Consider the following 14745-nt stretch of genomic DNA (forward strand, 5'->3'; position numbering starts at 1 on the left):
AAGCTTCCGGCGTGAAAGAAAAGTCAGGAAAAGCTTTCATCAAATACCGAAACCTCAAGCCTTTCCAGAATTTTTCCCAGCCGAAAAAGAGGGAGCCCTACAGCATTAAAGAAATCCCCCTCCACTTTTTCCACCAGCACCGCTCCTTTTCCCTGAGCTGCAAAAGCCCCGGCTTTATCCAGGGGTTCCCCCGTCCTGACGTAAGCTGAAATCTGCTCTTTGCTTAATTCAGCCAGCCAAACGTTTGTAGATTCGGATTCACTTATTTCCTTCCCGCTCTCAAGGTCCAGAACTGTAAGCCCGGTTACGACCCTGAACTTTTTTCCGCTCAGCTTTTCCAGCATTTTTTCAGCATTTTTATGAGATCCGGGCTTTCCCAGAACTTTTCCGTTATAGAGCACCGAGGTATCGGCAGAGATCACTAGCCCGGATTCAAAGTGTTTTGCCACATCCCTGGCTTTCTCGACAGAGTGCTTCAGAAGCAGTTCTGCAGGGCTCAGCCCCGGCTGAGGGAGTTCTTCATAGGAACTTGGGTAAACAACAAAATTATCTCCGATAAGCTGTTTAAGCAGTTCTTTTCGCCTTGGGGATGCGGACGCAAGAATTATTCTGCGCATGGGGAAAAAATCTGGATGGATAGGATATATTTGTATGGATGGAAGGAAAAAAAAGAACAGAAATGGTAAAAATTAAATAAAAAAATTGGGTAAAATAATAGTGAAATTATGAGAGAAGTGCCGGTTATCTCCGGGCACTTTCAAAGAATTTTCTTACATTGTACAGATCCCCGGGTTTTCCCAGGAGGATACAGGCATCGTTTGCTTGAAGAATGAAGTCTCCAGCTGGAGTAGAGATCATATTTGAGCGTCTGCGGACCGAAAGTACGGTTACTCCATGTTTTCTCCTGAAACCCAGGTCTGCGAGGGTTTTTCCGTCAAAATAAGAGTCTTTACCAACTTTGAGGACCTGAATATCGATTCCCGGAAGCCCGTCTTTTATGCTGAACCCGCTGTCAATGTCTGTGTCAACGACCAGCTTTCGCAGTCTCCTGTAACCGTTAGCCCGCACATCATTAACCATTTTCTCAATATCTTCCCTCGGGACCAGATACTTTTCGAGCAGGCGGGTAAAGATCTCTACTGAGGTTTCGTATTCTTCAGGGATTATTTCATCCGCGCCCAGGGCATTGAGCCGTTTCATTTCCTGCAGGTCATGTACCTTTGCAATGATGCAGATGCTGGGGTTCAGCTCCTTTGCCTTCTCTACAATTTTCCTTGTAATAGCTGCATCAGATATCCCGGTTACCAGGACTCTTGCACTCTTAATTCCTGCATGTTCTTGGACTGCCCCAAAGGTTGCATCTCCATACTGGATTTTTTCCCCTTTTGCTTTTTCCTTCTGCACGATTTCAGGGTTAGTCTCAAGGATAATATAGGGGATGCCTGCGGCTTTTGCAGCCTTCGAGACTGTCTTTCCGGAAAAGCCAAAACCTGCTATTATGAGGTGGTCTTTCATCTGGGGCTCTTTCTGTTCTTCATCATCAAGGGACTCCGAATAGATGCCCTGTACCAGTTTCATGCCAAATGCCGTGCTCGAAGCCTTTTTGACAATGAAATCGGCAGGCTTGTAAGAAGCACTGATCAAAAAGGGTGTAACTCCCATAGTAAGGATGGAGACTGCCAGAAACGCCTGATAGGTTTCCTCAGTCAGGAGAGTGTATTCCATTCCCAGCCTGGAAAGTACAAAGGAGAATTCTCCTACCTGAGCCAGTGCAAGCCCCGTAAGTAGAGTTGTACGGAGAGGAAACCCGAGAAGGGAAGTTACGCCCACTCCGGCTATTATTTTTATGACGATGAGGGTGATCGTTGCAAGAATAAGAATTGGAAGGTGATTGAACAGGTAACTGATATCCAGAAGCATGCCTACGGATACGAAGAAAAAGCTCATGAACATGTCTTTCAAAGGCAGGATATTCCCCATCGCCTGCTGGCTGTATTGAGACCCCGAGATCACGATCCCGGCTAAAAAGGCTCCAAGAGCCAGAGAAAGCCCGATGCTTGAGGTAAAGACGGCTGCCGACAAACAGATGAAAACGACACTGACAAAGAACAGCTGTTTGCTACCTGTCTTACCCACATGATAAAATATCCAGGGAACAAGAAACCTGGCACTCAGGATAAAAACCAGAATAATCAGGGAACCCTTAAAGAAAATATTGGGGAGTGCCCCCTCAAAACTCACAGAACTTCCTGCAAGTACAGGAGTTATCAGGATAAGAGGTACGATAGCAAGGTCCTGATAGATCAGAATTGCAAGCGAAGTTTTTCCATGTGGAGTATAGACTTCGTTTCTGTCCTGAAGGACTTTGAGCACTATTGCGGTGCTACTAAGTGAGATAAGAAACCCTATAAATATAGATGTAGCAGGACTGAACCCGATCCATGTGCAGACAATGAGGGCAAGTGTTGTTGTAAAAAGGAGCTGGAGAGTTCCTCCTGCCATTACAGCCTTTTTCATCTTCCAGAGCTCTCTTAAAGATAGGTCGACCCCGATCGTAAAAAGCAGGAAAACGATGCCTAGTTCGGCATTTAATTCCATGTTCTGCCCGCTGTCCAGAATCCCAAGCCCATGAGGTCCTATCAGCATTCCGGTAACAAGAAAACCCAGTACCGGAGGGACTTCAAATTTATAAAATATGGTAAGGATAAGGATAGCAAAGCCGAGAATTACATCAACATGTGCCAGTACGGAGAATTCCATTTCGTTTTGCGCCTCTGAGAATTAGAACAAGATATTTTAAAACTTCCTGTAAGTTAAGTTTCTTGAATCTTTAATGGAATGGCAGGTATGAGTATATATGAAACACTTATGACCAGCTTATGGCAAACTTATCAACTGCTTATGAGCAGCTCATGAACCAATTTTATATTCACCTGCCCCACAAATATCATTTGCCGAATGAGCAAATATTTATCAAAAGATATAGTATTTTCGGTGAAGAATTATGGGATAAAACAGAAAAACTAAGATAAAAATATGGAGCATGTACAGCTTTTCAGTGTCTCTTTTATATTTCCCATAGTTTTTGTATTTACCTCCTAAATATCCGGTAAAATCCAAAAAGTAATTATAAATAATACTAAATTCCACTTTATGCTGGAGTTTAAATGGAAAATGAAGTAAATATCCTGGGTGGGGGAATAAGTGGTCTGGGATGTGCGATAATTCTTCGCAAAAATGAATACAATGTTAATGTTTTTGAAAAACAGAATGATCCTGGCAAAAGGTTTCATAATGACTGGCAGGGTCTGGAAAACTGGTCTGAAAAAGTCGATTTCCTGAAACAGATAGAATCATACGGGATTGACCTGTCTTTTGATTACGAGCCGGTATCCGAATTAACCATTCATTGTTCCAACAAGGCAAAAACTATCACAGGAAAAAATGCCTGTTACCTGGTAAGAAGGGGAAGCAGTACAGGCTGCCTGGATACTAGCTTACACAAGCAAGCTGAGGAACTGGGTGTAAATATCCACATGGGTTCCGTCCCGGGGGAAGGTGTACCTGTACAAGTGAACGCAACCGGTCCAAGAAATGCAAATATCTTCGCCAGAGGGATCAAATTCGATACTGATATTGAAAAAAGCTATCATATGGCTTTTGGTGATGACATTGCCCGAGGCTTTTATTCTTACCTCCTGATTAAAAACGGACATGGGACGATTGCAACCGTTTTTGGCCGCAAAAACGTCCATCACGCTGACGAGTTTCTCAGAGAAACAGTAAAATATTTTACAGGATATGTTGACGAAAGGGCAGTATCTTCAGGTAAAAAATTTGGTGGTTACGGGCACTTTGAGATAAAAAATAATCTTTATGATGAAAACGGCGCGATGCTTATAGGGGAAGCGGGAGGATTTCAGGACTACTTTTGGGGATTCGGAATGAGATATGCCTTCCAGAGCGCCAATTTTGCTGCAAGAAGCATAATGGGGGAAGGGGTTTACGAGGATCTGATAAAAGAAAACCTGACAGGGAAAATGGAACACTCAAAAAGAAACAGGTTTTTGTTCGAAATGCTGGGCCCTCTGGCTTATCCTTTTGCATATCATTTGTTTGCTGCCAGTAAAAACCCCCTCAGACTTTTGAACATGGTATACAGATAATGAAATCGTAAATCAACATGAAAAAAGCAGACGTAACAGAACCTGTCATTTGCGGAGCGATGGGACACATGTGTATCAATACGACCGTCCGGGCTGCAAAGGAACTTGGCTTTGTCTGCACGGTGATTTCCGATGCCTGCGCCACCCGGGACCTGAAATTCAAAAACGGGCCGGTCCTGCCCATACCGTCCATGCGGCATTTACGGCACCTTTGAAGGTATGTTTGTAGCTTTAATGCAGCGGATGAGTATCTTGCCTGATGCGGAAATGAAGCTTTTCCAGGATGAGACCACGAAGAGATCATTAGCGCCGGGGACGCTTACTACCTCTCTCCGGATACATAGCAGTAATGGAAGCAGGCACCCAAATAATAAAGTTTAGTCCCAAAGAAGAATTTAGGAGCATATCAACTGTGAGTTTCCCCGCCTGCTTAACTTACAACAGGATACCCTGCGCCTGTCCAGGCGGTGATCCCACCCTCCATATTGTAGACATCGGAGTAGCCGGCAACTACCAGAAGATTGCTCGCGGTAATGCTTCTGTGCCCTGTCCTGCAGTAAACCAGTATTTTTTTGTCTCTCGGGACTTCGTTTATTCGGGCTTCCAGCAGTTGATCAGGGTTCAAATTTAACTCGCCAGAATTAGTAACAGGAATCAGTTTTGCCCCTTGGATATGTGAGGAGTTGAATTCGGCGGGGGTGCGGACGTCAAGTATGAAGACCTCGTCTTTTTCTGTCATTCCCCTGGCTTCGTCAACATTTACATTCTCAAAACCGGAAGGGATGTCTTTCTTTTGCATCGAAAAAAAGAGTGCTGTAATTAAAAGGAAGAGTAAAATAGCGCCGAAATACATCAGGTATTTTTTATTCATAAGGTTCCTCCATTACTGAGTATACTATATACTGAGTATACTATATACTGAGCATGCGATGGAAAAGTTAGCCTTTACATAAACTTCTTTTTGTCAAATATTCTTACTTCATCAATAAAATACTTTAAGGGCTGGAAGAGGTTCTTATACCCTTCAGTTCAAATTGATTAACTAAAAGATAATTAACATTCCAAACAGGAATGCCTGTAAAATATTACGAGACTTGATGCTGAAATCGGGGGGATTTTAGTTTCACAGGAATACGTTAGAAAATTGAAACCTGGGGATTCTTTCAGGGACTGGCTTGTCCAGGTGCAGAGGCACAGGATTAAGAATTCCAGGTGCAATGTAAGGGAATTCAGGGTCAGACCGGCATCCCATAGAGTCTGCAGATATGAGTTTGAGGGAGAAGGCTTCAGTGTTATTGCAAAATTTTTAGAAAAACCCACCGGAAAAATAAGAAAATATGATTGCAAGGGAGCCATGCTGAACGAGTATCACAAACTCAAAAGGCTTGATAAAATAATCAATATCCCCTGTCCTATTGCAGCAAACAGGCATTTCGACTGTGTGCTTGTGACAGAATACATTCCCGGAAAGCCCTTTTCCTGGTACCTGAAAAATGAAAAAGACCTGGACGAAAAGTTAAAAGCCATAGCTCAACTTCTTGGCAAACTACACAGGGACACGAAAAGTGATTACGAAAAAGAGAGAGATTTTTCAAAGATCCGCAAAAACCTGGCCCATATGCCCCTGCACGGTTCTACCAGGCAGTGTTATGAAAAAAAGCTTGTGAGATGGGAAAAAGACCCACGTCTGGACAGGACGCATGGCTGCACCACACACAACGATGCCACTCCGGCAAACTACCTTTTCTACAGGGGCGAAATCTATGCGATTGACCTTGAGCTCTCCACAGGGCATGGGCATTTTGCCCACGACCTTGGGATATTGAGTGCTGAAGTCTTCCACCATTTCGCACGAAAAGGCACTGCTTCTGCCGCTATCCCCCACATTAAAAGCTTCCTCCGAAACTACAGCCGGGATAAAGAGGAATACCGCCAGATTAAGCAGGTCCTTCCCTTCTACATGAGCTACGGGCTGCTGAGAGTGGCCTGGAGGAGCAAAGACCCTAAACACCGGAAATACCTTATAAACAAAGCTCTCGAGCTTCTTGACAGGTCCGCCCTGTAAGTGCAGGCATATAGGGATGAAGGGATAAGCCGTTCATAGAGATGCAGGGATAAACCGTTCATAGAGATGCAGGGATAAACCGTTCATAGAGATGCAGGGATAAACCGTTCATAGAGATGTAGGGATAAACCGTTCATAGAGATGTAGGGATAAACCGTTCATAGAGATGTAGGGATAAACCGTTCATAGAGATGTAGGGATAAACCGTTCATAGAGATGCAGGGATAAGCTGTTCCGGTAAAGGGAGTGAGGGGAAAGAGCAGAAAAGGTAGGGACAAATTATATCAAAAAAATTTAAGGAACTCGTTCCCTATTTCAGAAAGAAAGCATACATCAGGAATTACAATTAAAGAAACAGCAAGTAGAGATTTTGAATCTGGACGAAAAGGTCACTACCCTTCTTGATACTAGAATCCGCACTTTGAACAAAGCATACATGCTCGAAAAAAACCGGTGGATCTTGGAAGTGGCGTATTCCTATACCCGCCGGAGTTTCATATCATAGAGGTGGTCGGAAAATACCCCGAAAAAACCTGACATCCATTGTTTTCCATCTGGGGGTGACCAGGGGGGCAATTTCCCAGATAGTGGAGAAACTTGAGAAAAAAGGGCTCGTAAAAAGAGTCCGGACTCCTGACAACAAAAAGAATATCATGCTTGAACTCACCGGTTTTGGAAAGGAAGCTTTCAAATGACACAAAGTCCTGCATGAGTCCCTTGAAACCGGAATCATGGGTTTATGGAGTGTGGGAGGTTCCGCGAGGCAGGAAAGAAGAAAGGAAAACTCTTTGATACGGTGTGGAACAAAGAGCGGTTTTTGTATCCGACTCTCTTTGGTTTTGTTTTTGCCATAATAGACATCCTTGTTAGCATGGCAATGCACCTGTCCAATATCCATGTGGCTTTCCCCTTTGCCATTCCTGTTCCTCTACTGAGGACAAGTCATACAGGTCCTGCCCCACATACCACAGGTAAAATGGAATGTATGATCGTGAGATTACTTGAGATGCTTGGAGCTTCCGTTTTTCTCCTACTTAATGTTCCCGGTCCCTTCAGGTATACGATACCCTGTTATCCAACTCCCCCAGCTTGGTTTTCACATTTTGGGTTGTGGTGACAGTGTCTACTATTAAATTAACTTAATACGAAAAATAGTTTGGCAGAACCAACAATTTAAAAATATATGAAAATTGACGCTTATATCCCATAAAATTAAGACTTCATGGGTTTTAAGCTTCTTCCTATAAAAGAGAGTTGACCCTGGGAAACTGTTCCAGTTTCTTTGTGGATCTGGTGAAAGTATATATCTTTAAAATATCCAAAATAATACTATACAGGTAGCGCAGACATTATCAAAACCCACTTTCCTAGAGGGAGAACTTCGCTGTAGCCTTATTTATGTATTTTACGTAATGTGAAGAGAGTAATTAATAAAGAGAGGATTTAAAAGAAAGAGGAATTGAAAAAGAGAGGAATTGAAAAAGAGAGGATTTAAAAGAAAGAGGAATTGAAAAAGAGAGTAATTGAAAAAGAGAGGAATTGAAAAAGAGAGGATTTAAAAGAAAGAGGAATTGAAAAAGAGAGGATTTGAAAAAGAGAGGATTTAAAAGAAAGAGGAATTGAAAAAGAGAGGAATTGAAAAAGAGAGGAATTGAAAAAGAGAGGAATTGAAAAAGAGAGGAATTGAAAAAGAGAGGATTTGAAAAAGAGGGGATTTAAAAGAAAGAGGATTTAAAAGAAAGAGGATTTAAAAGAAAGTGAATACGTAAAAGTGAAAACGTAAAAGTGAAAACGTAAAAGTGAAAACGTAAAAGTGAAAACGTAAAAGTGAAAACGTAAAAGTGAATACGTAAAAGTGAAAACGTAAAAGTGAAAACGTAAAAGTAAAAATCTAAAGGCTGGAGCATGGAAGATCCACTTGAATTCTTAAGAAATATCAAATCCGTTGCTGTTGCAACTGTTGATGAGGGAAAACCGGCAGTCCGGATGAGTGATGTAATGCTGGTTGAAAATGAGAAGCTCTATTTTCTCACAGCAAGGGGAAAACCCTATTACAAGCAGTTAAAGAAAAATCCGGAAATAGCTCTTGTTGGCATGGATAACAACTATGTTATGGTTAGGGTCAGAGGAAAGATAGAATTCGTTGAGAACAGTTTCCTGGAAAAAATATTTGAGATAAACCCGGTTCTTGATGAAATATACCCGGAGGATACAAAAGATATTCTCGAGGTTTTTTGCTTATTTTCCGGGGTGGGGGAAATGTTTGATTTATCCGGTACCCCCCCAAGACGTGAAAGATTTTCCTTCGGAGGAGCAAATGTAGCAGAACCTGGCTATAAAATTACAGAAAAGTGTACAGCCTGTGGGATATGTGAAGAATTATGCCCTTCAGGCGCTATCAGTAAAGGGGAAATTTATAAAATTGACGGGTCTATATGTCTGGAATGCGGTAGATGTGCTGAATATTGTCCTTACGACGCAATCGAACCCCCTTCGAGCATTTAAAATAGTGATCTTATAATACAAGTAATAATCTCATAATCCAGATGAAAATCTGATAAAATAGGTTTCAATATATTCTTCGATTTGGTACTTCTTTTTTACCCTGCTACTATATTTCATTCGGTCCAGGATTAGCTGGAAAGATCCGGGTAAAATTCCCACGAAGAAAAAAAATAGGATGTTAATTGAAATCCTATAGAAGAATTAAAAACTGTAAATATTGTAAATTTACAGCCCTTAATTCCTGGTCTAAAGTTTTTAATTAGCTCTCTCCAAATCTAAAAAATTTTAAGACATTTACTCCATTTTTTCGATTATAGTCGTTCTTTCAGTCGCGTTGAGTTCAATGGGTCTAGTCACGATTTTAATCATATCATCCATTTTTTGGACTATAATAATCTTTCCGGTGGTTTTATCTCTGGACTCATTCATTTCGGCTATGTTGTTCATTTTTTCGAGTATAGCCGTATTTCCACCCATCTCGACCATATCATTCATGCCTTCGTCCATTACGTTCATGTCATCCATAGTTTTGATTATAACCATTTTCCCGGTAATATTACATGCCGTAGGTACAGTCATATTATCCTTATCAGCGGCTGTCCAGGTCATATTACACACTTTTGTGACCATTTCGGCTATAGGACCTATGTTCCTGATCACAACCATTTTTCGGGTCATATCACCTGTTACGGTTCCAGTCATGTTTCCAGTAACGAACCCAGTCCTGTTATTCATGTTTTCGGTGACATTACCCATATCTTCGGTCATGTCGAAAGTGATGGTTCCAGTCATATTTCCAGTCATGATCACATTCATGTTATCCATGTTTTTGGTGATATAATCCATGTCATCCATGCCTTCTATTATTTCCCTCTCTCCGAAAATAACCACGTTTCCGGGCATGTTATCCATTTTTCCGATCATAACTGCCTTTTCGGTCATATTGCCTATGTCTTTGATTAGAAGTATCTTTCCGGCCACATTAAAGGTTTTCATGTTTTCGGTTATGTTATTGCCTTCAGTCATGTTATCCATTTCTTCGAACACAACCGCGTTTCCGGTCACGTTACATGTGACGGTTTTAGCAATATCTCCGGTTATAATTACATTTGTGTTATCCATGGCTCCGACCACGTCAGTATGTGCTTGTACGGATACGATGGACAAGGTTAGACATAGCGCTAGCAGTATTAGTTTCATTTTCATTCTATACCCCCGTATGCGAATTCGGTCATCTGGACCGATTAGTTTTTACAACCAATATTAAATTAAAACAAGTTTAATATAATTCACTTTAATAATATCAAGTGAATTTATAAATACTTAATCCTTATTTAACTATATGGAAGGTTAGTCAGATTTTCAGAATCAATAGACACCTTGAAATCCAAATCTATTACAGAGCAACCAAAATCACTGCCTTATCCGTTTCTTCTGCTGCGTACTAATGGCACTCAACCTTTCCATGACTGGTTTCTATTATGACAAGTTCAAATCCATCTCCAGGTTTTTTCTTAATCCAGAATGTCAGTTTCCGGTACTTCATTCCCGAACGCGGTCCTCTTTCTCCCGTTCATAATTGTATTTAAAATTCCGGTTTATCAGGCATTTACGGGCAGTGCTAAATTATTTCATAACCGATAGTGATATACTCCAGGGTGCAATCAGGAAGTTATAACTTTAATAAAAAACATGGAATATGGAAAATAATTTTACTGGCAATGAATGGAGCTATTTTATGGAAAAACTCATACGGTTTTTTAATAAAGACAAATTCGCAGCGCATGCAGGAATAGAACTACTGGAAGTTGCCCCCGGCTATGCAAAAGCCAGGATGGAAATAGAAGAAAAACATCTTAATGCTTTAGGAGCGGTGCAGGGGGGCGCATTGTTTACTCTTGCAGACCTTGCTTTTGCTGCAGCCTCAAACGCATACGGTACTGCTGCAGTTGGGATCAATGCAAACATCTCCTTTGTAAAAGCCGGAACAAAAGGGATCCTCACAGCCGAAGCAAAGGAGACTTCAATAAACCCTAAAATCGCCACATATACTGTGAACATCATAGATGACGGAGGAGACCTTATAGCAATATTTCAGGGAATGGTCTACAGAAAAAAGTTTTCACTTGATTTTTCTGAGGATTGAATCAAAAAGAAGATTTTACCGTTAATAAAGATCCAATGGAGAAAACGGAAATCAAATTTGAAAAGAAAAAATACCATATTTTTTATATCAGGCGTCTTTGTGTCTTGTCCGGTTTTCTGCCGGATTGGCATTTTCATTGTCAGATGGTTCACCGGGTCCGAGATCACGGGATTCTGGTTGTGAATCATCTCTGCTGTGATCATTATAGTTTTCATCACCATTTGCCGAAACATTTCCGGAAAAAAAGGGTGATAGCAAATATAAGCACCATCGCATTTACGATAATTTTTTTCATATGAAATTTACAACTATTTATATTAATCGTGTTATAATTCTATTAGCAATATTATAATTACATTAGTAATGTTATTATTGTATTTATAATATTATATTCATATTAATTGCATTATGATTGTATTAATTGTATTATAATTTATAATTATTTTTGTAATATTATTAATATTATAGCTGTATTGTGCAGGTAGATATATAATTATTTGAAGGAGTCGTAATTCAAGAGCTTAAAGGCACTTCACGTGAGAGAGATTGGATTAGAAAATGGGCACCATTAATTAAAGAATCTGAAAAAAACCTGAATAAAGGAATCTGAAAAAAATCTGAATAAAGAATCTGAAAAAAACCTGAATAAAGGAATCTGAAAAAAGCCTGAAATGCGACCGCCGGGATTCGAACCCGGGTTCTAAGCTTGGGAAGCTCAGGTCATAGCCACTAAACCACGGTCGCATACTGTCTTAAGGAACTGCTGTGTACTCTTCTCATGCATCTTTTAGATATTAAAGGTTTCGGTAAAAGGGATGAAATACCAGAGAGCACTGGTTTACCCCTTGCTGGAAATGAATGTCTATATCAAAAACCTGAAGGTGCAATTCGATGAAGACTGGAATGGGGAATAGTTATTGTAGACAACTTTGAACGCTTTTTCAGAGAAGGGGCAATGGCGCAGTATAATAATCTTACAAAACTTTTTGAGGAGCTTGAGAAGATCATGCCCACAAGAAGATTGGAAGGAAAAATTATAGAGTTTGAAACTGGCATTAATTAACGGAAATGAAACGTCTTTTTAAAATAAAGTTTTATTTCAGTAAATCGATACTTTTTCATTCAGTACCCAAGATCGTGGAAAAACTAATAAAGGAATAAAAGTTCAAATTGGTATAAAATCGATTTAAACAAAAATCAGGCAAAAGGTTACAATAATGGTTTCAAAGGACCTCCCCTTCACCAGAGAACAAATCCTGAAAATAATGGAAAAATATCCCACTCCTTTTCATATTTACGATGAGAAAGCCATCAGGGAAAATGCCAGAAGAATGAAATCTGCTTTTAAAGACGTTCCCGGCTTCAAGGAGTTTTTTGCCGTAAAGGCCCTTCCTAATCCCTTTATCCTCAAGATCTTCAAAGAGGAGGGTTTCGGGGCAGACTGCAGTTCCCTGCCTGAACTTATCCTTGCGGAAAAGGCAGGGATGACAGGGGACGACATCATGTTCAGCTCAAACGACACCCCGGCAGAGGAGTTCGTAAAAGCAAAGGAAATGGGAGGCTACATCAACCTTGATGACATCAGCCACATTCCCTATCTGGAAAAATATGCCGGGCTTCCGGAAATCGTCTGCTTCAGGTATAATCCCGGCTCCCTGAAAGAAGGGAACGCAATAATTGGAAAACCTGAAGAGGCAAAGTACGGCTTTACACGGGAGCAGCTTTTTGAAGGGTACAGGACCCTGAGAGATAAGGGGGTCAAGCGCTTCGGGCTGCACACAATGGTAGCTTCAAATGAACTTAACCCCGATTATTTCGTGGAAACTGCAAGGATTCTCTTCGAATTGATAGTTGAGATTTCAAAAGAACTCGGAATTCAATTCGAATTCGTAAACCTCGGTGGCGGGATAGGAATACCCTATAGGCCCGAACAGGAACCGGTCTCCCTGGAAGCTATAGCAAAAGGTGTAAAAGGAGCCTACGACACCACCATTACAGCCAACGGGCTCTCTTCGCTCAAGGTTTACTTGGAATGCGGCAGGGTTATCACAGGCCCCTACGGCTACCTCATATCTCAGGTCAGGCACCTGAAAAGCACGTATAAGGACTACGTGGGCATGGACTCCTGCATGGCAAACCTCATGCGCCCTGGAATTTATGGAGCATACCATCATATAACCGTCCTCGGAAAAGAAAACGAGCCCCTTACTCACAAATATGACGTAACCGGCTCCCTCTGCGAAAACAACGACAAGTTCGCAATCGATAGGATGCTCCCCAAAATTGAAATCGGTGACGTCCTGGCAATCCACGACACCGGAGCCCACGGGCATGCCATGGGATTCAACTACAACGGAAAACTCCGCTCTGCCGAGCTCTTACTGAGAGAAGACGGAAGTGTTGTGCAGATTCGCAGGGCTGAAACAATTGAGGATTACTTTGCAACCCTTGATTTTGAGCAGTTGAAAAGTTTCAGGTGAAAACAGGTGAACTGAGGAAACAAAAGTTATTCACACCTGATTTAATATTTTCTTTTTTGCAGGGGATCTGGTTTTCCTGACCCCCTATTTTTCAATCTCATTCCTACACTTTTCTCGTTGACTCCCTGTCAAAGAAAATATTCTTTCCCTTAATGCTCAATGGAATCCCCATTGCCACATCCGCGTCAATCATCTCAAAGTAACAGGCAGCTGCTCCGGCAGAATACATGATCCGGTTGTCGATGCAGAGGTCCTTTGCCTTTGCTGCAGCTGAACCCACCGCAATACCGAGGTCCAGGTACTTGATCATGCACTGGGGACCAAAAAATTCTTTTTGAACTTTTTCGTGTTCGAGCATCTCTTTGCAGGTCGCAAAACCGCAGGCACCGCAGTCCAGACTGCTGACACCCGAAGCTTTAAGCCCGATAAGGACAATGGCATCTGCGCCCCTGACGTTCTGGGCGTCCCGGAGCAGGAATTTGAGATCTTTGATTTCACTTAGCTCTTCCATCCTTAAGGCAAGTTCGGTTTTTTCTTCAGGGGAGAGGAGGCGGGTTACGATGTCGTCGATGCCCTTGCCTTTAGGGGCGGTTCGGGCGGCGGTGAGGATGACTTTTGCAAGGATATCCAGGGATTCGAGTTCAGGGTTCAGTTTCATAGAAATTAAAAAACAATAAAGCTATTCATAATATAAACCCACAAACTCGGGAAATGTCTGATAATTTTTCACAAACTTCAAAATGTATTTAATTGTTCCTGCAAATATATTACTGATCAGATATGGACTCAAACGAAAATGCCAGAAATAAAGAAGAATGGCTAGAAAGAATGAAGCGTGAAGGGAAGTTAACCCGAAATCCCACCGAGGACCACAAATTCGGGTTGAAGACCCTCCAGAATAACACCCGCCGGAACATCCTGATCTTTCTTGGAAATAGCAAAAAGTCTTATGAAGAGATAAAAAAGGAATTCAACTTGAACGAATCCATGACCAATTTCCATCTCAGCATGCTTGAAGACGCCCTCTACATCGAAAAGGAAGAAAAGGACGGGACAGTATACTATTTCCCGACACCAAGGGGAGATGGGTTCCTGGAAAACGTGGAAATGAAAAAGTAAAAACAGACTGATTCCCAAAAACAAGTATTTGTTTTTAATTTCAGAAACGTTAAAAACAGAACACATAAAATCAAAATTTTTTATGCCATTTTTATAGCCAGGGATGGCGCAGAGCATTCAAGCTGGCGATTTGTCTTGAAATTTGAAGCGGAAAATCGGGTTCAACAAGTGATAAAAATAATCAGTTAAACTAGCATTCAGAATAAAACCTTTTCAGAGAAATCCATCAGTCAAAATAAAAATCTAAAATCTGTTTCAAAAAAG

At 41.3% G+C, this 14745-nt stretch carries 14 protein-coding genes and 1 tRNA gene; 9 read left to right on the forward strand and 6 right to left on the reverse strand.

The window, feature by feature from the left end; all coding sequences use genetic code 11:
• Positions 1 to 23: 23 nt before the first annotated feature.
• Together MSWHS_RS12800 and MSWHS_RS12805 are read right to left on the reverse strand one after the other, a co-directional pair.
• Positions 24 to 617 (reverse strand): Maf family nucleotide pyrophosphatase, encoded by a 594-nt coding sequence (locus MSWHS_RS12800; RefSeq protein ID WP_048129590.1) that lies wholly within the window; start codon positions 615 to 617, stop codon positions 24 to 26.
• A 124-nt stretch (positions 618 to 741) separates the two neighbouring features.
• Entirely contained in the window at positions 742 to 2760 is a 2019-nt protein-coding gene (locus tag MSWHS_RS12805) for a cation:proton antiporter (RefSeq protein WP_048159156.1), read from the reverse strand.
• A gap of 407 nt (positions 2761 to 3167) precedes the next feature.
• Between MSWHS_RS12805 and MSWHS_RS12810 the strand changes: the two genes are divergently transcribed.
• Together MSWHS_RS12810 and MSWHS_RS21690 are read left to right on the forward strand one after the other, a co-directional pair.
• Entirely contained in the window at positions 3168 to 4166 is a 999-nt protein-coding gene (locus MSWHS_RS12810) for an NAD(P)/FAD-dependent oxidoreductase (protein WP_048129586.1), read from the forward strand.
• A gap of 17 nt (positions 4167 to 4183) precedes the next feature.
• Positions 4184 to 4381: an isochorismatase family protein gene (locus MSWHS_RS21690; protein ID WP_048159157.1), complete on the forward strand. Its 198-nt coding sequence runs from the start codon at positions 4184 to 4186 to the stop codon at positions 4379 to 4381.
• A gap of 215 nt (positions 4382 to 4596) precedes the next feature.
• Here MSWHS_RS21690 and MSWHS_RS12820 read toward each other — a convergent pair whose 3' ends face one another.
• Complete coding sequence (locus tag MSWHS_RS12820) at positions 4597 to 5037, reverse strand: rhodanese-like domain-containing protein (RefSeq protein ID WP_048129582.1); 441 nt, start codon at positions 5035 to 5037, stop codon at positions 4597 to 4599.
• A gap of 273 nt (positions 5038 to 5310) precedes the next feature.
• Between MSWHS_RS12820 and MSWHS_RS12825 the strand changes: the two genes are divergently transcribed.
• The 4 genes from MSWHS_RS12825 to MSWHS_RS12840 all read left to right on the forward strand — a co-directional run bounded on the left by MSWHS_RS12825 (position 5311) and on the right by MSWHS_RS12840 (position 8736).
• Positions 5311 to 6231, forward strand: coding sequence for a phosphotransferase (locus MSWHS_RS12825; RefSeq protein ID WP_231585429.1), 921 nt, complete (start codon positions 5311 to 5313; stop codon positions 6229 to 6231).
• A 560-nt stretch (positions 6232 to 6791) separates the two neighbouring features.
• On the forward strand, positions 6792 to 6926 hold the full coding sequence (locus MSWHS_RS21695) for a MarR family winged helix-turn-helix transcriptional regulator (RefSeq protein ID WP_231585430.1): 135 nt from the start codon (positions 6792 to 6794) through the stop codon (positions 6924 to 6926).
• Positions 6927 to 6970: 44 nt separating this feature from the next.
• Positions 6971 to 7348: a hypothetical protein gene (locus MSWHS_RS21035; protein WP_048129578.1), complete on the forward strand. Its 378-nt coding sequence runs from the start codon at positions 6971 to 6973 to the stop codon at positions 7346 to 7348.
• A gap of 788 nt (positions 7349 to 8136) precedes the next feature.
• Positions 8137 to 8736: a 4Fe-4S binding protein gene (locus MSWHS_RS12840; RefSeq protein ID WP_048129576.1), complete on the forward strand. Its 600-nt coding sequence runs from the start codon at positions 8137 to 8139 to the stop codon at positions 8734 to 8736.
• A 294-nt stretch (positions 8737 to 9030) separates the two neighbouring features.
• Here the strand turns inward: MSWHS_RS12840 and MSWHS_RS12845 are convergent, their stop codons facing one another.
• Positions 9031 to 9942, reverse strand: coding sequence for a hypothetical protein (locus tag MSWHS_RS12845; RefSeq protein ID WP_052722719.1), 912 nt, complete (start codon positions 9940 to 9942; stop codon positions 9031 to 9033).
• 532 nt (positions 9943 to 10474) lie between these two features.
• Here MSWHS_RS12845 and MSWHS_RS12850 point away from each other — a divergent pair.
• A complete protein-coding gene (locus tag MSWHS_RS12850) occupies positions 10475 to 10882 on the forward strand; it encodes a PaaI family thioesterase (RefSeq protein WP_048130600.1) in 408 nt (135 codons plus the stop codon).
• Between the two features lie 672 nt (positions 10883 to 11554).
• Here the strand turns inward: MSWHS_RS12850 and MSWHS_RS12855 are convergent.
• Positions 11555 to 11626, reverse strand: a tRNA-Gly gene (locus MSWHS_RS12855).
• Between the two features lie 473 nt (positions 11627 to 12099).
• On the opposite strand from MSWHS_RS12855, the gene MSWHS_RS12860 reads away from it, so the two are divergent.
• A complete protein-coding gene (locus MSWHS_RS12860) occupies positions 12100 to 13362 on the forward strand; it encodes a diaminopimelate decarboxylase (RefSeq protein ID WP_048129572.1) in 1263 nt (420 codons plus the stop codon).
• Between the two features lie 103 nt (positions 13363 to 13465).
• On the opposite strand, the gene MSWHS_RS12865 is transcribed toward MSWHS_RS12860, so the two are convergent.
• On the reverse strand, positions 13466 to 14020 hold the full coding sequence (locus MSWHS_RS12865) for a ferredoxin domain-containing protein (RefSeq protein ID WP_048129570.1): 555 nt from the start codon (positions 14018 to 14020) through the stop codon (positions 13466 to 13468).
• Positions 14021 to 14142: 122 nt separating this feature from the next.
• Between MSWHS_RS12865 and MSWHS_RS12870 the strand changes: the two genes are divergently transcribed.
• A complete protein-coding gene (locus MSWHS_RS12870) occupies positions 14143 to 14481 on the forward strand; it encodes a winged helix-turn-helix domain-containing protein (RefSeq protein ID WP_048129569.1) in 339 nt (112 codons plus the stop codon).
• The last annotated feature ends 264 nt before the right edge of the window (positions 14482 to 14745 follow it).

Source organism: Methanosarcina sp. WWM596 (assembly GCF_000969965.1).
In the GTDB taxonomy this organism is placed as follows: Archaea; Halobacteriota; Methanosarcinia; order Methanosarcinales; family Methanosarcinaceae; genus Methanosarcina.